Consider the following 23,212-nt stretch of genomic DNA (forward strand, 5'->3'; position numbering starts at 1 on the left):
TGATCTACGCCCAAGGGAAGATCGATTTCGCGGCGGCGAAGTCGCGCGCCCTCTCCCCCCCCAGCCCGGGCGCGCCGTCTTGCCGAGGACCTGCCCGCCTACTTCGTGGCCTGGGACGTCCTGCTCCGCCCCGAGCACGGCGATGTACGAGCACGTCCGTACGACGATCCGCTTGCTCTGCTCGTCGACCTGGTGCAGGAGTACGACGTCCAGCCGCCGCTCCAACTGGTCCCGCTGACCGACGACCCCACGGTGGCCATGACCTGGCACCAGCAACTCCCGGAGCAGGGCATCGAGGGCATCGTCGCCAAACCGGCCACCTCCGACTACAAGTCCGGCAGGATCTGGAAGAAGATCCGGCATGCCGAAACCGTGGAGGCCGACGTCGTCGGCTACGCCGGGCCGGCGGCGCGGCCGCGGGCGCTCGCGGTCCGCCTCCCTGCCGGGCGTATCGCGCTCAGCCAGTCCCTGAAGGCGCCGCTCGCCGCCCAGATCGCGGTGCACTTTGCGGCCAGTGGGCCGTCCCGAACCGCACGGACCAGAGCGGGGGAGGCCTACGCAAAGACTGCTCCCGGGCTTGTGGTTGAGGTCCTGGCCGGGACGACCCGGCACGCCGTGGTGACGGTGACCCGACTGCGCAGTCCGTTTCAGTACGCTGGCCTTTGTGGGGCTGGACATCACGGTGCTGATCGCGGACTGGTCATGGCTGGAAAAGGCGCCATCGCGAAAGCGGCTTGAGCGGCTGCGGGATGCCTGGTACGCCGACGAGACGGGGCTGTGGGACTACGGCGCTCCAACGGTGGAGGGCGACTGGGTTTGGCCGCGGGGACGGAACGGTGCCTTCTTCGGCGTGTACGAGTTCCTGCGCACTTGCGGTTCCTTCAAGGCGCACTTCTGGGCCGGGGAGCGGTGGGAAGCCTTCCGCGACCACGTCGACCCGCCGTTGCGGGCCGAGTTGGACACCTTGCTCATGGGGCTGATCTGGAACGGGCCGGACAACGAGGCGGAGCACACGGATCCGGGCTTCTTCACCGACAACCCCAGCATCTTCTACGGCGTGCTGCTCGCACGGTCACCGGAAAGCGTGCGTCAACTGGCCGCCGCCTGGGGTCGCATACGGCCGCGTCTGGACGAGATGCGCAGGCCTTTCGCCGAGCATGCCGCCAGCCACGGGGGATGGGTCGGCACCTTCGACTCCTTCACCGACCTGTTGGAGGACTGGGGTCGTGTCCTCACCGAAGCCACCCGACGGGGCTGGGGCGTGGTGGGACTGAGCGAGTAAGACACCGTTTCTTATAGTGCGTCTGAACACGCGCGCTGGAGGACGACGAAGGCCGCGCCGGCGGAGTCGGCAGGGAACAGTCGCAGGACGGTGGCCCGGTTCGGCGTCGTGATGACGTAGTGCCGAGCCAGGTAGGAAAGATCGCCCCAGCTTTCTCGGGCATGGGCGCGCATGAGGATCTGGCCGCAGTTCGTGCAGCTGATCCAGGGGACGAGGACGAGACCGGCCAGGTCCTGTTCGGCCGCACCTATCGCCTCGGGGACGGTACTTCCGTCGCCTTCGATCAACTTCATGGGGCCCGGTGTGCCTTCATCACGGCACTGAAGGATCTGGGGTGTGAGGACCTCCCGCTCGCCCCAGGTCTCCGCGAGTACGGAGATCTGGGCCCTGACCGTCTCACTGACCGGCACCTGGTAGCCGAGGATGCCGGAGACGAGCAGGCCAAGCCCCGCCTCCTGTTCTCCGATGTCCCAGCAGTCTTTGACTTCCTGGGCTTCGGCCTCCGGTAGCAAGGCAGCGAGCCGGTTCCAGATGACGGCGTCGTCGGTCACCTGGCAGACGCTACCGGCTGGCTGGGCGCTTGGGTTCTAGCGGTCGTTGCAACACTCTGGGGTTGCGAAGCTCCTAGCCAGTGCCGCATGAGGTGACGGTGCCCTGTAGTCCGGACCGCGTCTACGAGTGGTCGTGGTCGGGGAGGGCGGGCGCTCGCTCGCTGAGGTGGATCCAGATGAGGCAGTCGTGCCAGGAATCGTGTTCCGTGTTCTCGGCTGACCACTCTCGACAGTGCCGGGGAAGGCGTTGTTCGAAGTGGTAGCCGACGCGCTGAGCAAGGTGTAGCGAGGGCTCGTTGCGGGGATTGATCTCCAGCCAGATCCTGGCGGCGTCGAGGGCGTTGTGTGCCCAGAAGGTGACCGCGTGCACCGCCTGTGAGGCGATGCCACGGCGTCGTTCCTCCGGGCGGATCCAATACGCCATCTCCATGCTTCTGGGGCCGTCCGGCATCAGTCCGACAGCGCCGAGCAGACGTCCTTCGCGCAGAATCCCTATAGAGAACTGTCCTTGTGCGGCTGGGTCCCACAGCGACAAGGCGGCCTGCGCGTCCTGAAACGCGTAGGGTCCCACGGGTCGGGCTGCCCACAAGGACGGTGCCGTCTCCCGATGGGTGGCTTCGACCAGCAGCGCTGCGTCGTCCACGGACAGGATGTGCGCGTGCAGGCCATCTCCGAGGCTCAGATCGAGGTCCATGGCCTGTATCCAAGCTCGACGGCAGTGGCTCGGGCGAGCAGGTTTCCCCGCTCGCATCACGCCGCGAGAAGCCTAGCCAGACGCTCGGCTGGAGTTTCCCAGTCCAGCGTTTTGCGCGGGCGTGAAGCGCTCCGGGTGTGATGGAGGCTCGATTCCTTGAGAGGATCGAGTCATGGCACGTCCGTCTCCCTATCCGTCCGAGCTTCGTGAGCGTGCGGTGCGCATGGTCGCGGAGATCCGTCCCAACTACCCGACCGAGTGGGCCGCGATGAAGGCAGTCGCAGCCAAGCTGGGCATCGGTGCGGCTGAGACGGTGCGGACCTGGGTCCGCAGGGCCGAAGTCGACGCCGGCCATCGGCCCGGCACGACGTCCGAGGAGGCCGCGGAGATCAGGCGGCTGCGGGCCGAGAACGCCGAACTGCGGCGGGCCAACGAGATCTTGAAAGCGGCGTCGGCTTTCTTCGCGTCAATGACAGTCTCTGGGACACGGGCCTACGGGTGGTGACACAGTGACAGGCACCGGCGGGGCTGGCTCGTTTCTTTGCTGCCCCAGCGATGGTGGCTTGTCGGCGATGTGCCGCCCCGCCGGCCCGGGCCTCTGCCCCGGAGTGGCCTGATAGGAGCGTGCCGCGCGAGCCCGATTGAGGCGTGCCCCCGCGGTGGAGGCGTCGATCAACTCTCCACCGGACTGCGGAGGTTCCCTTGCACGTTGTCGGCATCGACGGTCACAAGAAGACGCATACGCTGGTCGCGGTCGACCAGCTGGGACGCAGGGCGGACGAGATCACCGTCAAGGCCACTCCGTCCGGTCATGTCCAGGCGCTCAAGTGGATTGCCCGGTTCGGGCAGGTCCTCCTGGCTATCGAGGACTGCCGCCATCTGACCCGGCGGTTCGAGGCGGATCTCCTGCTTGCCGGCCATGCGGTGGTGCGGGTGCATACGCGGCTCATGGCCGGGGCTCGACGCTCGGCCCGGGAGCGGGGCAAGTCCGACCCGATCGACGCCGAGGCGGTCGCACGGGTGGCCCTGCGAGAACCCGAGCTGCCGCGCGCCAGCCTCGCCGGACCAGCGCGGGACGTCAAGCTGCTGGTCGACCATCGCCGGCGCCTGGTGCGGAGCCGGACCGCTGCGGCGAACAAGCTGCGCTGGTTCCTGCACGAGATCGAGCCGGAGCTCCCGGTTCCTTCCCGGGGATTACGCCGCCTGTGCGTGTTCGACATGCTGGCTGCGGAGCTCGACGGTCGCGCGGGAGTCGTCGTGGAGATCGCCCGTGACCTTGTGAGTGAGTGCCGCAGGCTGACCGAGCAGATCAACGGTCTGGAGGCACGCCTGCGCAGGCTGGTGGAGACGCTGGCGCCCTCGCTGCTGAATATCCCCGGGTGCGGGGTGATCAGCGCGGCCGTCGTCATCGGTGAGACGGCCGGTGCCGCCCGGTTCAAGTCGAAGGATGCGTTCGCGCACTTCACCGGCACGGCTCCCATTCCCGTGTGGTCGTCGAACAAGGTCCGCGTCCGCCTCAACCGGGGCGGGAACCGTTCGATCAACCATGCACTGCACATGATCGCGGTGACCCAGGTCCGGCGCGGTGGTGAAGGCGCCGACTACTTCGCCAAGCAGCTGGCTCGCGGCAAGACCCCCAAGGAGGCCGTCCGCCTGCTGCGTCGTCGCGTCTCCGACCGCGTCTTTCGGGCCCTGCTCGCCGACGAGGCCGTCAGCCAGCCCACCGTGACGCATGCCGACCTGCCGGTTTCTGCCGCGGCTTGACATAGGAGCATCGCCGAGCTCGACCGGCCGTCGAAACGCTCGTAGCGTTCATCGACGCACACCGCCAGGTGTTCGGAGTCGAGCCGATCTGCCGAGTCCTGACCAGCCACGGACTGTAGATCGCAACGAGCACCTACTACGCGGCAAAGAACCGCACCCCCAGCGCCCGGTCGGTCCGGGACGCCGAGCTGAAAACGCAGATCAGCCGCGTCAACACGGACAACTTCAGCGTCTACGGGGTACGGAAAGTCTGGCGGCAACTGCACCGCGAAGGCATAACGGCGGCCCGCTGCACCGTCGCCCGATTGATGCGCGATCTCGGCCTGGAGGGCGCCCGCCGCGGGAAGAAGATCCGCACCACCATCCGGGACGACGGCCAGGAACGGGCTGGTGACCTGCTGCAACGCGACTTCACTGCGTCCCGTCCGAACGAGCGGTGGGTGGCCGACTTCACCTACGTTGCCACGTGGTCCGGAATCGTCTACGTCGCGTTCGTCGTGGACGTGTTCTCCCGCGCGATCGTGGGCTGGTCCGCCGCCACCAGCAAACGGGCTAAGCTCGTCCTCGACGCCCTCGACATGGCGCTGTGGCGCCGAGACCGTGCCGGAACTCCTGCTGGACCGGGCCTGGTTCACCATTCGGATGCGGGCAGCCAATACACATCTTTCGCGTTCACCGCCCACCTCCTCGATGCCGGCATCGACGCCTCGATCGGCACCGTCGGCGACGCCCTGGACAACGCGCTCATGGAATCCCAGATCGGCCTCTACAAGACGGAGCTGATCAAACCCCGCAAGCCCTGGCACGGCCTCTCCGACATCGAACTCGCCACCGCGGAATGGGTCGACTGGTCTAACAACCAACGCCTCCACACCGCGATCGGAGACATCCCGCCCCACGAGCACGAGACCAACTACTACGCTCAACACCAGCCCCAACCGGTGGCTGGAGTCAACGCATAGAGCCTCCACCGATCCCGGAGCGGTTCACTCGGGCAGGATGAGCTCTCATGACGGGTGGGAGAGACAAGCTCATGGAGCTGCTCCAGCGGGCTGGGCTGGAAATAGCGGGAGACTGGAGGACTGAGGAGGTACTGCCGCCCCGAGCCGCGTGGCGCCTGATCGTCGCGGGCGAAACCACACCGACCGTGAGCGTGCGGGGAGACCAACCTGACCTGGTCGCCGAGCTCAATGGCCAGTGGCACCGACTCGCAACCGAGAGCGGGATCCTCGGTGAGGACGGCGTGTTCCTCATCGACGTTGCCGGCGACTGGACAGGCTGCGCGCCACGGCGTTGGACGCGGGTGCGACTCACCGGCCGGTGGGACCTCGCCGGAGTGCTGGGCGAGCGGCCCGGGCAGCCGGAGTTTGTCACCGTCTCGATGGACGGGAACACATTGCTGGGGGCGACCACCGAAGAAGACGAGATCTGGCTGATCGCCGTGGACCACATCCGAGAGCGGCAGAAGGCGGCCGCGCAGGTGGCGGCCCAGGAAACCCGGCAGGAGCGGGCAGCCGCTTGGGCATCGCTGCTTCAGGGGCCAGGGCCTTCTAAGAGGTTGCGTGAGATGTGGGCGCACGGGCTGGCTCTCAACCCGGCCACCCCCGATGCCCTGCGCGCCGGCCTTCTGGGCTTGTCGCATTTCCTTCTGTGGCGCCGCCTGCCAGCGGCGGTCATCGAGGCGGCCATCGTCCACCCGGAGTGGAAGGTTCGGCAGTTGCTGGCCGAAGCCCAGCCGGACCTCGCAGCTGAGCAGTGGGCACGCCTGATCCTGGGTGAACAGGAATCCCGGCACCGCTGGATCCTCACTATGCTCGCGGCGGACCAGCGCGCCGAGCTCACCGACACCGCGTACGAGCAGCTCGCCGCCGATCCTTCCGCCCGGGTCCGTGAAGAGACGGCACGCCTTCCCGGACTGCCCATACGGATACTGACCGCCCTGGCTGCCGACGTCGATCCGTCCGTACGGGCCTCGGCCTGCCGAAGGGCTTGGCGTCATTTGGAAACCTCGGCTCAGCGCGAGCTTCTCAATGACCCGTCCGGCAAGGTCCGCGTTGAGGCGCTGCTCCAGTACCACCAAGAGGAGCCGATGACCCGATCGGTCTTTGACACCGCGGGACTCAAAGACCGCGCGGTAGATACCTGCCGCCTGGAACGCGGCCTCGCCGAATACCTGGTCCACCACGGCGAGCCAGCCGAGCGCCGTTCCCTCGCGGGCAACCCATACCTGGACCCGGACCTGGTCAACGTCCTCGCCCAGGACCCCGACGTGAACGTCCGTTCCTCGGTGGCCACACGCTCCGACCTCACCGAGGAACAGCGGGCTGGCATCCACATCGACTTCGACCCGCGCGGCCACTACAACCCGCTCAACTGGGTCATGGCGCTGCATGAGGATCCCAGCGCCATGCGCCGCTTGGCCGCCTCCTCCCACCCCCTCGTACGCAGAAGCGTCGCTCGAGCGCGGCATCTCCCGCCCGACGTCGTTGCACTCCTCGCACGCGACGACGACCGGGTCGTCCAGCTCTTTCTCGCGGAATCCTGCGACGACGCGCCCGCCGACATGCTGCTGCGGGTGTGGCAGTGGTGGACCGGCAGCCTCAGTAACCCCGACCGCCCCCACGGCCACCCCAACTTTCCCCGTCGCAACCTGCTCCGCTACGCCGACGATCCGAACGCGAGAATGCGCCAACTGGCCTTGGACGACCCAGAGTCGACGGCAGAACTGGTGGAGAGGTTCAGCTGGGACAGCGATGAGGAAGTACGGCACCGGGCTGCATCCGACCCACGGCTGACGCCCGAATCGGCAGTACGGCTGCTCGACGACCCGCACGAGCGCGTGCGCAGCGCCGCCGCTCGGCATCCCAGACTGCCCGCAGGGGCGTTGGTCCGACTGTTGCGGGACACCGACACCGCACAAACCGCGGCCCAGCACCCGGCGCTGCCCACCTCGGTCATGGAACACATGTTCCGGCGGATCCAGCCTCCGACCAGCGCCACACCGGAGCAGTGAGCCCGTAGACCGATGCCTATTCCGCAGCTTCTGATTGCCCGGGTTACCAATACTTACAGTGATCACCCAGCGCTTCCCTGACTCCGGTGGCCGAGTCGGCGCAGGTCCGCCGAGCGGGTGCTGGCGGGCAGCAGGTCGGCGTATGGGTGCAGGCGGGCTCCGGCGGTGCCGTCGGCGAGCGTGCGCTGCGGGGTGGCCGTCTGGGCCGGGGTGGGGGCTGGGCTGGTGCGGCCGAGGAGGTCGAGGGCGGCCTGGGGTCCGTGGTCGCGGCGGGTGGCGGCCACCTCGTCCAGGTCCCAGGCCATCTCGCCGACGACGGTGCGGCGCGGGCCGCGGGCCTCCACCGTGCCGCGTACGAGCAGCAGCCCGGAGTGGAACACGGTGTGCGCGACGTGCTCGTGGGAGTTCTCGAAGAAGGCGATGTCGACCAGGCCGGAGCCGTCCTCCAAGGTGCAGAAGATGATCCGCTTGCCGGACGGGATGGGAGGAGTCTGCGTGGAGGCCCGCACTCCGGCGACGAGGACCTTCTGTCCGGGCACCATGGCGCGCAGGTGGGCGGCGTCGGTCGCGCCGAGTTCGCGCAGCAGCCGGTGGTGGTGCTCCATCAGATGCTGGCTCACGTCGATGGAGAGGGTGTCGAGTTCGGCGCCGAGCTTGTCGCGGCTGGGCATTTCCGGCAGCCCGCTCGGTCCGGCGGTCACGAGCTCGCCGGCCAGCGGCAGCTGCCCGTCGGTGGCGGTACGGTTGCGGGATTGCCGGTGCAGTTCGGTGGCCTGCAGGAGCAGATCCCGGCGGGTCAGGCCGGGGGAGAGGGCGTCGAGGGCGCCGATACGGATGAGGCGCTGTGCGAGCGGGAGGGACGGGCGGGCGCGCAGCCACAGATCCTGCAGACCGGTGTAGGGCTGGCCAGCTACCAGGCGGGCGGTCTCCGCCTCGCTGATGCCCTTGACCGTGGAGAACGCCAGGCGCACCCCCCAGCCCTGCCCGGTCTTCTCCACGCTGTGCTGCCCGCTGGAGTGGTTGACGTCGACGGGCAGCACGCCAACGCCGTGGCGTCGGGCGTCGGCGACGATGACCCGGCGCGGCCACATGCCCGGATCGTGCTCCAGCAGCCCCGCGTACAGATATGCCGGGAAGTGCGCCTTCAGGTACGCGGACTGCAGGGCGGGGACGGCGAAGGCCACCGCGTGGGCGCGGCAGAAGCCGTACGCGCCGAAGGAGAAGACGGTCTCCCACACCTCGTCCAGCACGTCCTTGGTGTAGCCGCGCTCGCCGGCCGTGCGACGGAACCACGCCTCGACTTTGGGCAGCCGACCGGGGTCGGCCAGGGCGCGCCGGGCGACGTCGCCGGCGGCACGGTCACAGCCGGTCATCGTGGTGAGGATCGCGATGATCTGCTCGTGCCAGATGACCACGCCGTAGGTGTCGTTGAGCACCGGCTCCAGGTCCGGATGCGGGTACTTGGGGGCGGCGCCGTGCCGGGCGGCGATGTACAAGGCGGGCATGCCCCCGGAGACGGGGCCGGGGCGGAAGAGGCTGATGTCGGCGACGACGTCCTGCATGTGCCGGGGCTGGAGACGCCCCACCAGGTCCTGCTGACCGGGACTTTCGAGCTGGAAGAGGCCAACGGTGTCCGAGGCTCGGATCATCTCGAAGGCCTGCGGGTCGTTCAGGCTGACGTGGTCGGGGTTGTCGAGATCGAGCAGGCGTCCGGTCGTGCGGCGGATCTCGGCGACCGCGTACGCCATCGCGGACTGCATACGCACGCCCAGGACGTCGAGCTTCAGAAGACCAAGATCTTCGACGTCCTCCTTGTCGGCCTGCACCATCGGGTATCCGGCCCGTGTCGGTTGCACCGGAAGCCGGTCCAGCAGCGCCGCGTTCGACAGAATCACCCCGCACGGGTGCATGGCGTAGCCGCGGGGCAGCGCATCCAGGCCTTCAGCGAGCTCCCACAGCGGACCGAATTTCCCCGCCTTGGAGGCGAGTTGCCGAAGCTCCGGCAGTTCGGCCAACGCGCCGCGAATGTCCCGGGCCCGCAGGTGCGGAAAGCTCTTGGCGATCTCACCGACGACCTGCGGCGGAATCCCCAGGGCGAGGCCGGTATCGCGCAGAGCGTGCCGCGCCCGGTAGGTTTCGGGCATGCCGGTGACCGCGGTCCGCTCCCGCCCGAACCGCTTGATGATCGCGTCGTACACCTCCAGCCGACGCTCGGACTCCACATCGAGGTCGATGTCCGGCAACGACGTACGCCGCTCGCTGAGGAAGCGCTCGAACAGCAGCCGGTGTTCGAGAGGGTTGGCCGTGGCGACGAACAGCGTGTGGTTGACCATGGAGCCGGCGCCGGAGCCGCGCGCTGCGACTCGGATACCCAGTGCCCGGGTGTCCGCGACCACTTGGGCCACGGCCAGGAAGTACCCCTCGAAGCCCAGCCGGCCGATGACCTCCAGCTCGTAGTGCAGCTGTCGTACGGCACGCTCATCCCGCTCCAGACCGCGAGCGACCATTCCCGTCTCACACCGCTGCCGCAGCAGCCGCATCGCCGACCCGCTCTCTGGGCCGGCACCGACGACGGCAGGTTCGGGGAAGTGGGGCCGCCCGAGCCCGAGATCGACCGGGGTGAGGGTGCACGAATGGCCGGTGGCCTCGGTCTCGGCCAGCAGGCGGATCGCCCGGGTGGAGTCGTCGCCGACGGCCTGGGCGATGCGGTCGGCGGCCGCCGCCATGTCGTCCGGGTCCTTCAGCCAGCGTTCGCCGCAATCCAGGTGGCGGCGGTCGACGGGCCGCAGCAGCCGGGCCGCATCCAGCACGTCGGCCAGCCGGTGCTGGTCGGGGTCGGCGTAGCGGACCGCGTTCGTCAGCACCGTACGGACGCCGAGCTGGTCGGCCAGGCCCACGGTGCGCGCGGCCAGCCGCAGCGAGCCCGCGCCGGTGCCCTGCCGCCCCAGGTACACGGCTTCCAGCCGCAGCTGCTCTCCGGCCAGCTCCCGCCACGGCGCGAGCAGCTGCTCGGCAACGTCGGGGCGGCCAGCGGACAGGGCCCGCACCGGTTCGGAGGCCGGGCCGAGCATCACCACCAGGTCCTGGTCGGCGTACGCGCGCAAGACGGGCCAGGACACGACCGGCGCCGCGCCGCCGTCGGCCTCGGCGTGCGCGGCGGACACCAGACGGCACAGGCGAGCCCACCCGGCCGCGTTCTGTGCGAGCAGGGTGATCCGCAGCGGTGGCTCGATCACGTGCGCGCCGCCGCGCACGGGCGTACGCGGCCGTCCGGCGGCCCGATCAGGCGGGATGAGTGGGGCGACGGCGACGTCGACACCGAAGACGGGGCGGATACCGGCGGCCGCGGCGGCGGTGGCGAAGCGGACCGTGCCCGCGACGGTGTCCCGGTCGGTCAGCGCGAGCGTCGTCATCCCGCGCTCGGCAGCGCGCTGCACAAGAGCGCTGGGGAGAGAGGCGCCGTAGCGGGCGGAGTAACCGGAGGCGACTCGCAGATGAGTAAATCCACGGCTCGAACCTCCCGGCTGTCGTTCGCCCCTCCCTGACCTGTGTCCTCTCCAGGTATCCACCATAACGCGAAATCGCACACGCGTGCGAATGAGTGATTCGATGCTGTCCCAGGTCGCGCAGCGACTGCAAGAAGGGGGACGGCCTTGATTCGGTGGTCCGGGACGCACGTGTGACGTGCGTCTCACTTCTCGTTTCGGTCCTTAGGGCGGCCTGGTTCTCGGCGGAAGGGGTGAGCCCGGCGACCGTCGCTTGGCCCGGAAGGGCAGTGATGCCCCACCTGCTCAAGCACCGCGCGCTGCTCGCGGCGTTCATCGTTCTCACGGCGATCGCCTCACGTCGCTCGCTATCGACGCCGAGGACGAGCTCTACGTCGGAGGACAGACCGCTGTCACCGCTCGGGTCCATCGCCAGCCGCTACTTCGGCGGCTCCGACCTGGTCACTGGAGAGACATGGGGATGATCCGATGACCGAGGGGATCGATGATCCTGTGGTCTTGCGGTCAGGCTGTGCAGCCCGCCTTCAGCATGGCAGTCATCGGATTGGCGCAATTCATGACTGTGGCTGGGGGCGGATCCGTCGGTGGTTGAGCGCGCTTCGCGTGCGGCGTCAACGAAATGCGCGGGTAGTGGACAGCACCAGCGGTTCCGAGTCTCGGGTGGTGAACGCCGCGACGCTTCAAGAGTCAAGGCGTGGTTGATCTGAGTGGTGGGTGTCGGCGGCCTCCGTCCGTCCGTGCGTACGTCAACGACCGTAGGGGCTGGCTTTCGGTGGCACAGGTGGGACATGGGATGTGGGGTGCAGCGCCAGGTGTTCGGGCACAGGCCCAGGTCGGTCCTTAGCCCCTTGTGAGTGGCTGGGTAGGTCGGGGTGCTCTTTAAAAAGAGGCGCGCGGGTTTTTTGCGCCTCTGACCTGCGCTTCTGGGGGATCCATGTTGCTTCGGGGCGCACATTTGCGAGCTCAGAATGTCACTACGGCGCGCACATCTTGCTCCAAAGATCCACCCAGGGTTGATTTTTGGAGCGCAGGGGTGCGGATGGGGAAGTCGCAGGTCACAGGCGTGCGGCCTGAGCTGCCGAGTGGCCTTCTTGAGTGCGGACCGCGCGACGAGTGTGCCGCAATAGCGACACAAGAAATCAACCACAGCTTGATGTCAGGCGCCTGGAAGCATCAAAGATCAATCTGTGGTTGAGTTTCTGGGTCGAGGCGAGGCAGGGTGCCCCGTCGCGAGGCGTCGTCGGCGCGTCGTCTGACCAAAAGACAAGCGGTGATTGATTTTTGGGCTAGTCTCTGGAGCGCCTGAGTAACAAAGGAGGTTCCGTGACATCTGATCCACCAGCACGTCGGCGGCCCCGAGCCGTCCCTGATGCGGCATCCGACGAGGCTGGCTTCGACGATCTGCTGCACATCTTGGGCGAGCAACTCGGGGAAGCCAGCGAGAGCGCCGACCCGCGTACCCGCCGCAAGCTCAAGAACGTCACCTTCGAGTTCGAGCCGGACCGTACGGCCGTGCACGACATGGCAGGGGACGCCGGCTACAGCCTGGCCTCCAACTGGTTCACCCAACTCCTCGCCCAGCTCGCCGTCGCCAATTCCATCACCAAGTCGCAGCTATGCGTGTTTCTGTACGTCGCCGGCGGCCAGGACCGCGGAACCGGCATCGCTCAGTACACCCAGCAGGAGATCACCGACGGGCTGAACCGTCTGGCTGCCAAGAAGGGTGGCAAGCGCATCACCCGTTCGACCGTGAACCGCGCGATCCGTGCACTCGTCGGGTACAAGTGGGTCGAACAGCTCGGCAACGGCATGATCCAGCTCAACGTGCGGCTGTGGTTCCACGGCAACAGCAACGCCCAGCATGCCGTGCTCGAACAACTCGCCGTCCAGCACGACCGCGATCCTGAAGCCTTCCCCAACTCCATCGGACCCGACGTCCACCAAGAGGAACTCGACCTGGGCGTCACCCAGCCCACACACTACGAGAGAGGGAAGCGCACCGGGTGATACACCTCCGACCGCCCCGCTGCACATCACGAAGGGATACTGATGGCTGAGGTCATGTCGCCGGTCGTGTCCGAGCGCATCTGGGCCCTGCCGGTCTCCGGAGCTTCGGTGAAGTTCCTCCAGTACCTGCTCTACCGCTCCGACTTCGGTGGCCAGCTACCGATACGGCAAAAAGACATGGCCCGCGAGTTCCGCGTCACCCCGCAGGCCGTCAGCAACCTCATCGCCCCGCTATGTGAGCTCAATATCGTGCTCCGCCCGCGGAACGAAGACGGCCGCAAGAGCAACTCCTACCGGCTGCACCCCCTCGCGGCCAAGTACGCCAGTCCCGAGGACATGGAGGCTTCCTTCCGGAAGGCCATCGCCAGCATCAAGGCTGGCGACCTGCCCACCCTCAAGCTGCCCGCCTACGCCGCCGTACCACCCGCCGCCGACGGGCGCCCAGACCTGCATGTCGCCTGACCACCAAAACAAGGGCCCCACCGAGATCGGCGGGGCCCTTGTGCCTGAGTAAGAGGTCGTGCTTCCACTATACCCACCTTTCTGGTTCCACACCCGATGAGAGTGACCGCCCCGCCCGAGCGAACGGTGACGGCGGCAGCCTTCGACCGCCACCGCAGACCAAGACGTGGACGGCCTCGGCCGAATGCTCGCCGACTACCTCACAAAGGAACTTGATCGCACCGGTCACATGGTGCCCGGCCTCGCCGTCGCCGGATTTTTGTGGACCGCGATTGTCAAGGTTGGCGGCCAACCCCCTGGGTTCGTCTCTATCGACGGCAAGCGTTACTCCATCGAGGTCATCTACGTGACCCCAGAGCACCGCGGTCACGGCGTGGCCACGATGATCCTGGTCGGCGTGGCCCGTGCGTGTCCGCAGCAGCTGGCCCTCAAGGCACCGCTGAGCCCGGGCGGAGAAGCCCTCGGCGCCCGCCTCGGTCTGCCCAGCGTGGAATCCACGCCCGAGGAGATCCGTGAGATGCAGGAGACCATCCAGCACGCGGAGATACCATGGCCGACCTCGGCGGGCCGGAGGGGCTCATGCCGGAGGAGTTCCTGACGGCGATGGACGGCTACAAGCAGCGAGATCCATAGATGGCGATCCTCCTGTCCGCGATCAAGGCGACCGTCAAGGGCGGCATTGGCAAACTGACGGAGCGCCCGCGCGGCGGCGGATGGCGCCCCGGCCGGCCGTGGCCGGCACTGTCCCGGCCGACATGGCGCCCCGACATCCGCGCCGCCGTCATCTCCCGGGCCCGCATCAACATGCACCGCAAGATGCTCGCCCTCGCCGCAACCACCGGACGCTACCCGGTGGCCGTCCTGTCTGACTGCGCCGTCTACGCTGCAGACGGTCCCAGCCCGCTGGACGTCCTGCCCTACCAGGGCGGCAAGACCGTGCCCGGCAGCTCCCGGCTCGGCGTCCTGCCGGGGATGGTCAAGCATGAAGGCTCGCAGACAACCCTGTGGGCCGAAGCAGCGCGCGAGCAGTACGGCCCGGACCAAAACCTCGCCCGCTACATCAAGGATGGCCACATCACCGCCACTGACGGCGAAGAGTAAGAGAGGGACGGGTCGATGGACACGGTCGGGGACGGCCTCGAAGAGGCCCTCCAGAAGGCGTTTACCCGCCCGATCCCCAGGAGCGCGGGCGCGCAGATGCGCTACCTCGTCAAGCAGCTCAAGGGCACCAGACCGGTGGCCGAGCTGCTCGGCATCACCCAACGCACCGTCGAACGCTACGTCAAGGACCAGATCCGCAAGCCCAGACCAGAACTCGCGGAGCGGCTCGAGCGCCAAGTCCGCGGACGGTGGCAGCCCCAGGTCCGCGCCCGGGCGAAGAAGTTGGCGGCCACCACCACCGGCATCGTCATCGACACCCGCGCCCGCTTCGGCTACACCGCCGCCCCCGGCACCACCGACGACCCCCGGCTGCGCCACCTCACCGTGGCCCTGCCCCCCGAGTACGCCGCCCGCCTCTTCGACGCCCAGGAAGCCGGCGCCACCGAACCTCAGCTACGCGACATCGCAGCCGAAGGCCTCGGCGAGATGTACTTCCGCGACCGCGGCCGCCGCGCCCAAGGCCTCGATGTTGAGTTCACCGACGTCGAGCACGTCGAGTTCGACCTCTGAGCTTGTTCTTTATGGTCTGAGCTGCCTTGAAAGCGTGTGACGAGGCCCGAGCAGACGCTGAGTAGGGTTGTGGCCATGGCCAAGGGAATGGGGCGGCGGCCCAAGGTGGACCTGGACAGCGGCGTCGAGGACTCGACGCCGCTCATCTTGGAATGGCTCGGTGAGCAGGGTGTCGGTGCCATGATCCGGGTCGACGCGGAGCGCATGCGTGACGGTCAGCCGGCGTGGACTTTTGCCGCTTCTGGTGGGCCGCTGGACGGTGGGATGAGGGCCGACGGGGCCTCGGTTGCCGAGTGCATGAGCAGGGCACTGCTTCGATTGCGGGAAGCGGGGCTGGCCGTCCCCTTCTGAAGCCGTGTTCAGCGTCTGAGTTGATCGCGTTCGGTGATGCTTTCGGGGCGTCTGGTGGTCTTGCCCACGTCGTAACGGGTGGCGAGGTGCCGGTTCCTCAAGCCAAGTGGGCGTCCTAGACCTGGAGTTGAGGGTTTGGGCGCACGGGCGGGACAGTGCAAGTGGGGGCGGATGTTCCTGAACCCACGGCGGACGCGGGCTGGGGTGAGCCGTGCGGGCTCGACCGGCTTCTCCCAGGGCCGACGGAGGTCGGCCGCGGCCTCTCGAGTGAGGCGGAGCTGAGTGTGGGCGGCGATGACGATCCATGTCCATCGGTCCGCCGCCTCGGGAGTACGCAGCTTGGGACGCGTCCAGCCGAGCGTCTGCTTTTCAAAGCGGAAGGTGTGTTCAAGATCGAACCTGCGGAGGAAGGCTTGCCAGCGCAGGTCGACGTCTTCGCTGGTCATGCCGGTCTTGGAGGACCACAGCCACAAGGGCAGGGGCTCACGGTCACCGGGCAAGTGGTCGACCTTCAGCCGGATCAACGTTCCTTCGATGACGGGGAGTTCACCGTCGTGGTCGATCCACGCGGAGCGGGTGGTGAGGCGAGGGTGGATGCGGTCCCAGGCCATCGCCTGTGCGGTCCCGTAGCGGTCGGTGACCTGCACCGTTTCGGCGTCCGGGGCGCCCCAGGTGTCGGGCTTGGCGAAGCGGAACTCCCTGCCGTGCTTCGGCGGTCGCCCGCCCTGGGGGTAGGCCAGGGCGTACTCCTTGAGCGAGGGTGTCGGACGGCGCATCACCCGGTCCGAGCGCATCCGCCCGAGCACCTCGACGGGGAGCCCGTCGAGGAGGTAGGCCATGCGCGGGGCGTCGTAGCCGGCGTCGAAGACGACCATGACGTCCGGGTCCCCAGCCTCCCACTGGCCACCGTCGATCAGGTCGGTGACGACACGGCGGACCTGGGCCGCGGTGACCTCGGCGACATCATCGTCGGGGCCGAGCCGGACCGCATCCAGCAGCTGGCACCACGAGGTGCGGCCCGTCTCCAGGGCGGCGACGACGAGTACGGCCAGCCGGGAATGAACTGGTCCGAGGAGCGCCCCGAGCGTCCGTAGACATGACAGAACAGGCGGTTGGGGCTGGTCGGCGCGTCGGGCCGCAGCCACGCGGAGACATCAACGGCCAGAACGATTCGGTTGTCGGCGGCCTTGGGCTGCGGCAGCACGGCCAGCGCCTTGCGCAGCTTGTCCGCGTCGATGCGGCCCTGGTTGAGCGCGTCGTACATCGCTCCGTGCCCACGTCGGTGCTCGGCCAACAGCGTCAGGTCGACCGGTGAGGTCACCGGGCCGTCCTCGCAGAGCATCGCGTCCGTGAGCTCGAACAGCGTGTCACCACGTGCGGTCAGGCACGTGTAGAAGTCTTCCCGGAAGTGTGACGTGAAGTCGAACGCATCCCGCCGGGCATCGTGGTCCAGCACACTCACCTCTGCGGCCTTCGTATGAACGTGATTCCGTGGCGGAACGCATGGTCATACGAAGGCCGTCAGCGTGCCCGGCGAATCCCCAGATGAGCGAGCCTGTACGAGGCAACGTTCGAGGCCAGAGGTAAAAGAACAAGCTGAGTAGGTGTCTTTCAACCCGCTTCCTTGTGCTGCGTCCCGCTGACCTGCGTGGACTAGATTTGGTGAGGGGCGTGGGCTCGGTTCGTTGAGACAGACGACAGCTGTCCGTCTCACGTGATCTCAGTTGCCCCCGGCTTGGGGACCGGCGTCGATAGAGTGTCGCCATGCCGTATTCGCCGATGCCGCTCCAACTCGACACCGCTCGGCTGACGTTGCGTCCGTGGACCGAGCCTGACATCGACGCCCATCGGGCGCTCGTCGCCGAACGGGGTGGTGGCATGCCGTCGATCGAGGACAACCGGTGCATGATCGAGGATCAGCGCGCTGCGTCGGCACTGACAGGGATTGCTCTGCTGCCCGTCATCCGCCGAGATGTGGGCGACTTCATCGGGTATTGCGGGCTCACTGTCAGTCGGGCGTCCGTTGACGAGCCGGAGATCGCCTACGAGCTGTTCCGGCGCGTGCACGGACAGGGCTATGCCACCGAGGCGGCGTCCGCGGTACTCGACGCGGCGATCGCGACTGGGCGGAAACGGCTCTGGTCGACGGTGCGTCCCTGGAACGCGCCATCGTTTCGCGTCCTCGAAAAGCTTGGGTTCCAGCGCGCCCACGCCACGACAGAAGACAGTGGCGAACTGGTGTGGCTCACCCGTTCCCTACCGTAAGAGACGCGCTGCGGTCAGTCCGAAGTGGCTCGACAGTTCCACCCAGGAGCTCGTGTACGTGGCCGGGCACGCCCTCGCCATCGCGGTGGCCACCTGGTCCTCCCCAGCCGCAGCCCTGGCCCTGGCCGCCGCCGCCACACTTGGCGGGACCTTCGCCTTCGCCTTCGCGCCCCCAGTCCGGACCTAGCGCGCAGAACCCCGCCGCCACGACCGGCTCGGCGCACTGCGCCCGCCTGCCATCAGGTCCCTGCTCACCGCCCTGGTCGCACTCGGCGCCGCCGTGGGGGCACTCGACGTCGCCGCGATCGCCGCGGCCACCCACCACCACGCCGCCTGGCTGGCTGGGGCCCTGCCCGCCGTCTTCTCCGCCGCCGGACTCCTCGGCGGCGTCCTGTTCTCGTGACCCGCTGGCCGCGGCGGGTACGCAAGGGACTGATCCCCGGCACCGGGCGGGGACTGACCAACTCTCAGTCCCTTTCGTGTTTTTCCAGGTCAGCGCCCATCTCTGCGCATCCGTAGGGACTCAAGGGACCCAACTTTCCAGTTATGACGCAGCCATACGCCTGCTCTGTGTATGCGCCCGCGCGTGTGACACACATACTTGGTTCAGCTCATAACTTTCAACTTCCGGTCCCTTCAGTCCCTGCATTCCAGCGGGCAGGCTCCGGAACTGCGGTGATGCCCAGGGGCTGGAAGGCCGCGCCCGTCCCTGGGCGGGGCCGAAGACAGTCCCTGCCCGGCGGCCGCCCCCGGCTGGGCACTGCGGTACGGCGTCTGCGCGCCCCGGAATCCGGGTCCCTCCGGTCCCTGGGCAGCAGCTCTCGCTGAAGCTGCTGGTTTCGCGGATCAAGTCCCTACAGTCACTCGCAAAAACCCCAAAACGGGCAGAGTTGCGGTGCCCCCCGCCCCCAGGCAGGGGTTGAAGGGACTCAAGGGACCGAAGAAAATGAAACACCGGCACGCTGGGGAATGTGACGGGCAGGGTTCCCGAAGGGGCCTACACTTTCTGCGACCCAGTCCCTTCGGTCCCTGAGGTGGCATCATCCAGGCGCGTGGCCTGCTGTTTCACCGTCAGGGACCGTACGAGAACCGACCGAGAACCGACGAGGACGACCCGCGTGCCGCGCCCTGGTGAGACCCGCTCGCCCGCCGCCCCGGCCAGGCCGGTGTCGCCGCATGCCGTCGCCCGCTCGTGCGCGACACAGGGCTGGCCTGTGCATCCGCTGGCCCCGGGCCGCAAGACACCGGCCGCGAACTGCCCGCAGTGCAGGGACCGGAACCATTCAGTGAAGGGGTGTCCGTGCCTTGAGGCAGGGCGGTGGTGCCACAGTTTCCATGCCGCCACGCTTGACCCGAAGCGCATTGACGCCTGGTGGGCGGCGGAGCCTTCGGCGGGGGTGGGCATCGCCTGCGGACCGGCCAACCTGGTCGTCATCGACGTCGACGCCCACCAGGCGTCGGTGCCGGACCGCAGCCGCCTGCTGAGCGGTATCCCGATCCATGACTCGGTGAACCTCGAAGGACTGACCTCTGGTTTCGACACGCTGGCCCTGCTCGCGGCGCTGCGCCGCCAGCCCGACCCGGTCACGGACAGGGACACGCTGCGCGTGCGCACGCCCTCGGGCGGACTGCACATCTGGTACCGCAACCCCCGCCCGGAGGTGCGCTTCCGCTGCTCCACGGGCTCCGGCAAGGTCGCACTGGCCTGGCAGGTCGACGTCCGCGCCCACGGCGGCTACATCGTCGCCCCGACCACCCGGACTAAAGACGGCACCTACCAGGCTGAGGAAGGCGCGCGGTTGCCCGCGCCGCTGCCCGGCTGGCTGCACGACGAACTCGTGCGCACCGGCCACGTGATGGACCCGCCCCGTTCGGCCCCTGCCCTTCCTGCAGCCCGCCGCCGGGGCAGGAGCCGCCCCAAGGCCGCGGTGCGGGCGCTGGCTCCGCTGCTGGAGCAGGTCGCGCAATGCGCGGCCGCCCCCGAAGGGACTGGCTTCACCGAGAAACTCAACCGCGCCGCCTACACCGCCGGCGGCCTGGTCGCGGCAGGCCACCTCGACGAGGCCACTGTTCGCGACCAGCTGCTGCAGGCGGCCAACTGCGCTCGCCCCTGGCAGACCACCCGCAACGAGAACATCATCGACACCGCCCTGGCCGCCGGAGCCGTCCGCCCGTTCCGTCTTGAAGGACCCTGACCCGATGAGCAGCGCCGAGAGCACGCCGCGGTTTGATCCCCAGGCCGCCGCTCAGCAGATGCTCGAGCTCGACCTCCCCCCGGGCACCGGGCAGCCTTCCTCCCTGCCTCTGCTGCCCGCACAAGCCACCGCCGCCCCCACCGCCGGGACCAGCGTCGGCTGGGCACCGGCCGCACCCCTGCCGCCGTCCCTGAGCGACCGCGGCAACGCCCGCTTGTTCGTCCAGCGCTACCGGGACCAGTTCCGCCACTGCGAGGGCTTGGGCTGGTTCGTGTGGGACGGCTATCGCTGGAAGCGCACCGGCGGCGAGAAGGCGGCATTGTGGGCGGCCGGAGAGATGGCCGAGGACCTCCCCACCCACGACCCTCAAGGCCTCTACACCGACCGCGAGCTGGCCCGCCACAAGCGTCGCACCTTGTCCACCACCGGTATCCAGGCTCTGCTCACCCAGGCCAAGGCCTCTCCCGACCTGTCCGTGGACCCTGACACCCTCGACGGCGACCCCTACGCCCTGTGCACGCCGGCAGGCGTGGTCCGCCTCCACACCGGTCAGCTCCAGAAGCCAGACCCCAGCAAGGACTTCCACTCCCGCGCCACCAGCGTCGCTCCCCAGCAGATGGACACGCCTCGCTGGCACCGCTTCCTGGCCGACACCTTCGGTGACGACGACGCCGGCCGCGAGATGATCGACTTCCTGCACCTGCTCCTCGGCTACTCCATCACCGGAGACGTCGGCGCTCAGGTGCTGCCCTTCCTCCACGGCGAGGGCAAGAACGGCAAGAGCGCCTTGCTGGATGTCATCCTGCAGATCCTCGGCGACTACGCGGACGCCGCCCCGCCCGGCTTCCTCATGGATCGCGGCGCCTACTCCGAGCACTCCACAGAACTCACGGAGCTGCACGGTCGCCGCCTGGTGGTGTGCAGCGAACTCAAACCGGACGACAAGTGGGACGAAGCGCGTGTCAAAATGCTCACCGGCGGCGACCGGATCAAGGCCCGCCGCATGAGGCAGGACTACTTCTCCTTCACCCCCACCCACCACCTGTGGCTCCTCGGCAACCATCGCCCGGAGGTCTCCGTCGGAGGGTTCGCGTTCTGGCGTCGTATCCGGCTTCTGCCGTTCACCCGCACCGTCCCCGCCGAACGCCGGATCGACAACCTCGCCTTCGAACTGGTCCGCGACGAAGGCCCGGGCATCCTGCAGTGGCTAATCGAAGGCGCCCGCCGCTACCTCGCGACCCGCGATCCCCTCGACGGCCCCGATCAGGTACGCCTGGCCACCACCACTTACGCCACCACCGAGGACCACATCGGCCGCTTCCTCGAGGAGCGCTGCACCCGCGACAGCCATGCCGACCTCCGGGTCGAACAGGGCCTTCTGTATGCCGAATACCAGAACTGGTGCAACACCGAAGAAGGCGTCCGCGCCGCGACACCGCGCGCCTTCGCCACCCGTGTCCGCTCCGAACTCGGCCTCTCCTCGCCCACCGACATGATCAAGTCCAACGGGCGCAAGTTCTACCCGGGCTTGGCCCTGTTGGAGGCCGAATGACCAGCCACAATCGGCTCCGGCCCACGCCACGCGCCCTGCACGCGCCGCCCCGGCCGCTCTACCATGAACGCCAGGCCCCGTACCCGGCGGTCACCACACCCGCGGCCACGGGCCGCAGTATGGACAACAGCATCACGCACACACGCCAGGCCACGCTCCAGGACAGGAGCCAGCTGACGAAGGAGGGGCGGCAGCCATGAGCTCGCTGTTGACCGAGAGCGACCTCATCCACGAATCCGACGTGGTGTGGCTGGAGCCCCTCGACGGTCTCGACTACGTCCGCCAGGCCCTCGACAAGACCAAGCGCCGCAACAACCGGCCCCCCTACGCCCGCGACGGCCGCATGGTCGGCTACGCGCGCCTGGACGACAGCGCCGAACCCGACCCCGACAGTGGCCTGTACAAGCGCCGCGTCTTCTACCTCCTGCCGCACGACCGCGACAGCATCCCCGACGGCCTCTACCACGAAGGCGCCCCCGGCGAAGCCGTCGACCCCCGCACCATCGCACCCAAGAAGCCCGGCACCAAGACCGACCGCTCCCAGCGCGGACCCGCCGCCATAGCGTCCGCAAGGCTCTAACTTCCCCCTCACCGCGGAACTCGAGGGCAGAGGCGCCGGCTAACGAGCTCGTGCACGGTAGGCAGTGAGGCGTAGAGTTTCTGATCGTCGATCATGGTCGTTGTGGTGGGGATCGTGCAGTCCCGAGCGGTTCAGCTCGTCGAGGGTGGTCTCCAGCACTGCGGGAGACGGAGGTACTGGTCCCGGCCCGCACCGACCTCAGGTCGAAGGCCGCGCGCATGGCCGCCGAGGACGTCGGGATGAACGGCTCGGCGTGTCTTGTGCAGCGATCATCAGCGACCGGAGGATCACGGGCTTGTCGGCCGATGTGATTGCTGAACTCGTGGCCGAGTTGGGCGCGTTGTGGCATGAACGGCACCAGGCCAAGCTTGCGTCCAGGCCGCGGAAGCGGGCGGTGGGCGCCGGAGCGAAGCATCGGCTGGTCTTCGTCGACCGGCTCCTGGCCACCCTCGTGCACCTGCGGGCACGGAGTCACGCACGACGTGCTCGCCCGCTGGTTCGACATGGACCGCTCCACTGTCACCCGCGCCATCGGCGAGATACGACCGCTGCTCGCCGAGCGAGGCTGCACGGTGAGCCCTGGCCTTCGGCTGCGGACTCTGGCCGAGGTCGTCGACCATCTTCGCGCCAGCAGGAAGGCCGGCATCGTCGACGGCACCGAGATCCGGGTCCGGCGGCCGGCTGCCGGACGCAAGGACCGGGACAAGTTCGTCTCCGGCAAGAACAAGCAGAACGCCGTCAAGACCATGGTCGTCACGGGCGGCGACGGCCGGGTGCTGTTCTGCAGTCCGACCATGCCCGGAAGCTGTGCGGACATCACCCACGCCCGCCAGTTAGGGCTGGTCAAGCTCCTGGCCGACGGTCCCGCCGTGGAGATCCTCGCCGATGCCGGCTACCAGGGCCTGGGAGCCCAGACCGGCGGACGTGTGGTCACACCTCCGCATCGCAAGTTCAAGAAGAACGCTCCGGACTGGTACGAGCAAATGCACGAGCGGCAGCGCAAGGCGCATTCCTCACGACGCATCCGCGTCGAGCACGGCATCGCGCACCTGAAGAACTGGCGGGCGCAGGCCCGCCACCTCGGCCGCCGCGAGCACGTGAGCGACATCGTCCAAGCCGTCGCGGGCCTGCTGTCCCACCAGCAGACCGCGGACCTGACGTCGGCACGCGAGGTGTGAACACCGAGCCCCGCCGCCATCCTCGACGCCTCACTGCCTACCGTGCACGAGCTCGTTAGGGTCACCTCTCCGACGAGGAACTGGACAACCTGCTCGACGGGGCGGTCAAGGCCTTCGACACGAAGGCGAGCAGCAGCCCCG

The 23,212-nt window shown here is 68.3% G+C and carries 19 protein-coding genes and 4 pseudogenes; 19 read left to right on the forward strand and 4 right to left on the reverse strand.

Going from position 1 to position 23,212, the window contains the following annotated elements; all coding sequences use genetic code 11:
* The first annotated feature begins 24 nt into the window (after positions 1 to 24).
* Complete coding sequence (locus N8I84_RS42235; RefSeq protein ID WP_449334056.1) at positions 25 to 738, forward strand: ATP-dependent DNA ligase; 714 nt, start codon at positions 25 to 27, stop codon at positions 736 to 738.
* Positions 665 to 1,282: a hypothetical protein gene (locus N8I84_RS42240; protein ID WP_263235359.1), complete on the forward strand. Its 618-nt coding sequence runs from the start codon at positions 665 to 667 to the stop codon at positions 1,280 to 1,282. Before N8I84_RS42235 ends, N8I84_RS42240 begins: the two co-directional genes overlap by 74 nt.
* 11 nt (positions 1,283 to 1,293) lie before the next feature.
* On the opposite strand, the gene N8I84_RS42245 is transcribed toward N8I84_RS42240, so the two are convergent.
* Together N8I84_RS42245 and N8I84_RS42250 are read right to left on the reverse strand one after the other, a co-directional pair.
* Positions 1,294 to 1,833: a hypothetical protein gene (locus N8I84_RS42245; RefSeq protein WP_263235362.1), complete on the reverse strand. Its 540-nt coding sequence runs from the start codon at positions 1,831 to 1,833 to the stop codon at positions 1,294 to 1,296.
* Positions 1,834 to 1,954: 121 nt separating this feature from the next.
* Complete coding sequence (locus N8I84_RS42250; protein WP_263235365.1) at positions 1,955 to 2,527, reverse strand: GNAT family N-acetyltransferase; 573 nt, start codon at positions 2,525 to 2,527, stop codon at positions 1,955 to 1,957.
* 172 nt (positions 2,528 to 2,699) lie between these two features.
* On the opposite strand from N8I84_RS42250, the pseudogene N8I84_RS42255 reads away from it, so the two are divergent.
* The 4 genes and pseudogenes from N8I84_RS42255 to N8I84_RS42270 all read left to right on the forward strand — a co-directional run.
* Positions 2,700 to 2,987, forward strand: a pseudogene (locus N8I84_RS42255) (transposase); the annotation flags it as partial.
* 242 nt (positions 2,988 to 3,229) lie between these two features.
* The gene (locus N8I84_RS42260) at positions 3,230 to 4,291 is read left to right on the forward strand and encodes an IS110 family RNA-guided transposase (RefSeq protein WP_263235369.1); all 1,062 of its coding nucleotides are present in this window, start codon (positions 3,230 to 3,232) and stop codon (positions 4,289 to 4,291) included.
* 119 nt (positions 4,292 to 4,410) lie between these two features.
* A complete protein-coding gene (locus tag N8I84_RS42265; RefSeq protein ID WP_263235489.1) occupies positions 4,411 to 5,253 on the forward strand; it encodes an IS3 family transposase in 843 nt (280 codons plus the stop codon).
* A gap of 71 nt (positions 5,254 to 5,324) precedes the next feature.
* Entirely contained in the window at positions 5,325 to 7,304 is a 1,980-nt protein-coding gene (locus N8I84_RS42270; protein ID WP_263235370.1) for a PE-PGRS family protein, read from the forward strand.
* Positions 7,305 to 7,366: 62 nt separating this feature from the next.
* Here the strand turns inward: N8I84_RS42270 and N8I84_RS42275 are convergent, their stop codons facing one another.
* Positions 7,367 to 10,876 (reverse strand): DNA polymerase III subunit alpha, encoded by a 3,510-nt coding sequence (locus N8I84_RS42275; protein WP_390899096.1) that lies wholly within the window; start codon positions 10,874 to 10,876, stop codon positions 7,367 to 7,369.
* Between the two features lie 1,257 nt (positions 10,877 to 12,133).
* On the opposite strand from N8I84_RS42275, the gene N8I84_RS42280 reads away from it, so the two are divergent.
* The 6 genes and pseudogenes from N8I84_RS42280 to N8I84_RS42305 all read left to right on the forward strand — a co-directional run bounded on the left by N8I84_RS42280 (position 12,134) and on the right by N8I84_RS42305 (position 15,301).
* Positions 12,134 to 12,817, forward strand: a complete 684-nt coding sequence (locus N8I84_RS42280) for a hypothetical protein (protein ID WP_263235371.1) — start codon at positions 12,134 to 12,136, stop codon at positions 12,815 to 12,817.
* Positions 12,818 to 12,859: 42 nt separating this feature from the next.
* Positions 12,860 to 13,279: a hypothetical protein gene (locus N8I84_RS42285; RefSeq protein ID WP_263235373.1), complete on the forward strand. Its 420-nt coding sequence runs from the start codon at positions 12,860 to 12,862 to the stop codon at positions 13,277 to 13,279.
* A 229-nt stretch (positions 13,280 to 13,508) separates the two neighbouring features.
* Positions 13,509 to 13,877, forward strand: coding sequence for a GNAT family N-acetyltransferase (locus tag N8I84_RS42290; RefSeq protein ID WP_390899100.1), 369 nt, complete (start codon positions 13,509 to 13,511; stop codon positions 13,875 to 13,877).
* Positions 13,826 to 14,380: pseudogene (locus N8I84_RS42295) on the forward strand (telomere-associated protein Tap); the annotation flags it as partial. The gene N8I84_RS42290 and the pseudogene N8I84_RS42295, both read left to right, overlap by 52 nt.
* 15 nt (positions 14,381 to 14,395) lie before the next feature.
* Positions 14,396 to 14,950, forward strand: coding sequence for a telomere-protecting terminal protein Tpg (gene tpg / locus N8I84_RS42300; RefSeq protein ID WP_263235377.1), 555 nt, complete (start codon positions 14,396 to 14,398; stop codon positions 14,948 to 14,950).
* Positions 14,951 to 15,025: 75 nt separating this feature from the next.
* Positions 15,026 to 15,301 (forward strand): hypothetical protein, encoded by a 276-nt coding sequence (locus N8I84_RS42305; protein ID WP_263235379.1) that lies wholly within the window; start codon positions 15,026 to 15,028, stop codon positions 15,299 to 15,301.
* An 8-nt stretch (positions 15,302 to 15,309) separates the two neighbouring features.
* Here N8I84_RS42305 and N8I84_RS42310 read toward each other — a convergent pair.
* Positions 15,310 to 16,757 (reverse strand): annotated as a pseudogene (locus N8I84_RS42310) (NF041680 family putative transposase).
* Positions 16,758 to 17,065: 308 nt separating this feature from the next.
* On the opposite strand from N8I84_RS42310, the gene N8I84_RS42315 reads away from it, so the two are divergent.
* From N8I84_RS42315 to N8I84_RS42345, 7 genes and pseudogenes are all read left to right on the forward strand, one after another.
* Positions 17,066 to 17,566 carry a GNAT family N-acetyltransferase gene (locus N8I84_RS42315; protein WP_263235381.1) on the forward strand — a complete coding sequence of 167 codons (501 nt, stop codon included), beginning with the start codon at positions 17,066 to 17,068 and terminating at the stop codon, positions 17,564 to 17,566.
* A gap of 58 nt (positions 17,567 to 17,624) precedes the next feature.
* Positions 17,625 to 17,753 carry a hypothetical protein gene (locus N8I84_RS42320; protein ID WP_263235382.1) on the forward strand — a complete coding sequence of 43 codons (129 nt, stop codon included), beginning with the start codon at positions 17,625 to 17,627 and terminating at the stop codon, positions 17,751 to 17,753.
* A 93-nt stretch (positions 17,754 to 17,846) separates the two neighbouring features.
* The gene (locus N8I84_RS42325; protein ID WP_263235384.1) at positions 17,847 to 17,969 is read left to right on the forward strand and encodes a hypothetical protein; all 123 of its coding nucleotides are present in this window, start codon (positions 17,847 to 17,849) and stop codon (positions 17,967 to 17,969) included.
* An 811-nt stretch (positions 17,970 to 18,780) separates the two neighbouring features.
* The gene (locus N8I84_RS42330) at positions 18,781 to 19,761 is read left to right on the forward strand and encodes a bifunctional DNA primase/polymerase (RefSeq protein WP_313884368.1); all 981 of its coding nucleotides are present in this window, start codon (positions 18,781 to 18,783) and stop codon (positions 19,759 to 19,761) included.
* A 4-nt stretch (positions 19,762 to 19,765) separates the two neighbouring features.
* Positions 19,766 to 21,313 (forward strand): DNA primase family protein, encoded by a 1,548-nt coding sequence (locus N8I84_RS42335; RefSeq protein WP_263235386.1) that lies wholly within the window; start codon positions 19,766 to 19,768, stop codon positions 21,311 to 21,313.
* A 196-nt stretch (positions 21,314 to 21,509) separates the two neighbouring features.
* Complete coding sequence (locus tag N8I84_RS42340; RefSeq protein WP_263235387.1) at positions 21,510 to 21,893, forward strand: DUF6009 family protein; 384 nt, start codon at positions 21,510 to 21,512, stop codon at positions 21,891 to 21,893.
* A 253-nt stretch (positions 21,894 to 22,146) separates the two neighbouring features.
* Positions 22,147 to 23,071: pseudogene (locus N8I84_RS42345) on the forward strand (transposase family protein).
* The last annotated feature ends 141 nt before the right edge of the window (positions 23,072 to 23,212 follow it).

The organism is Streptomyces cynarae, assembly GCF_025642135.1.
Lineage (GTDB): Bacteria > Actinomycetota > Actinomycetes > Streptomycetales > Streptomycetaceae > Streptomyces > Streptomyces cynarae.

What these genes read in the sequence shown, in the direction of transcription:
- N8I84_RS42315 (WP_263235381.1), top strand. Translation starts at nt 17,066, where the DNA reads ATGCCGTATTCGCCGATGCCGCTCCAACTCGACACCGCTCGGCTGACG.
- N8I84_RS42335 (WP_263235386.1), top strand. Translation starts at nt 19,766, where the DNA reads ATGAGCAGCGCCGAGAGCACGCCGCGGTTTGATCCCCAGGCCGCCGCT.
- tpg (WP_263235377.1), top strand. Translation starts at nt 14,396, where the DNA reads ATGGACACGGTCGGGGACGGCCTCGAAGAGGCCCTCCAGAAGGCGTTT.
- N8I84_RS42340 (WP_263235387.1), top strand. Translation starts at nt 21,510, where the DNA reads ATGAGCTCGCTGTTGACCGAGAGCGACCTCATCCACGAATCCGACGTG.
- N8I84_RS42250 (WP_263235365.1), bottom strand. Translation starts at nt 2,527, where the DNA reads ATGGACCTCGATCTGAGCCTCGGAGATGGCCTGCACGCGCACATCCTG.
- N8I84_RS42305 (WP_263235379.1), top strand. Translation starts at nt 15,026, where the DNA reads ATGGCCAAGGGAATGGGGCGGCGGCCCAAGGTGGACCTGGACAGCGGC.
- N8I84_RS42285 (WP_263235373.1), top strand. Translation starts at nt 12,860, where the DNA reads ATGGCTGAGGTCATGTCGCCGGTCGTGTCCGAGCGCATCTGGGCCCTG.
- N8I84_RS42290 (WP_390899100.1), top strand. Translation starts at nt 13,509, where the DNA reads ATGGTGCCCGGCCTCGCCGTCGCCGGATTTTTGTGGACCGCGATTGTC.
- N8I84_RS42270 (WP_263235370.1), top strand. Translation starts at nt 5,325, where the DNA reads ATGGAGCTGCTCCAGCGGGCTGGGCTGGAAATAGCGGGAGACTGGAGG.
- N8I84_RS42275 (WP_390899096.1), bottom strand. Translation starts at nt 10,876, where the DNA reads ATGGTGGATACCTGGAGAGGACACAGGTCAGGGAGGGGCGAACGACAG.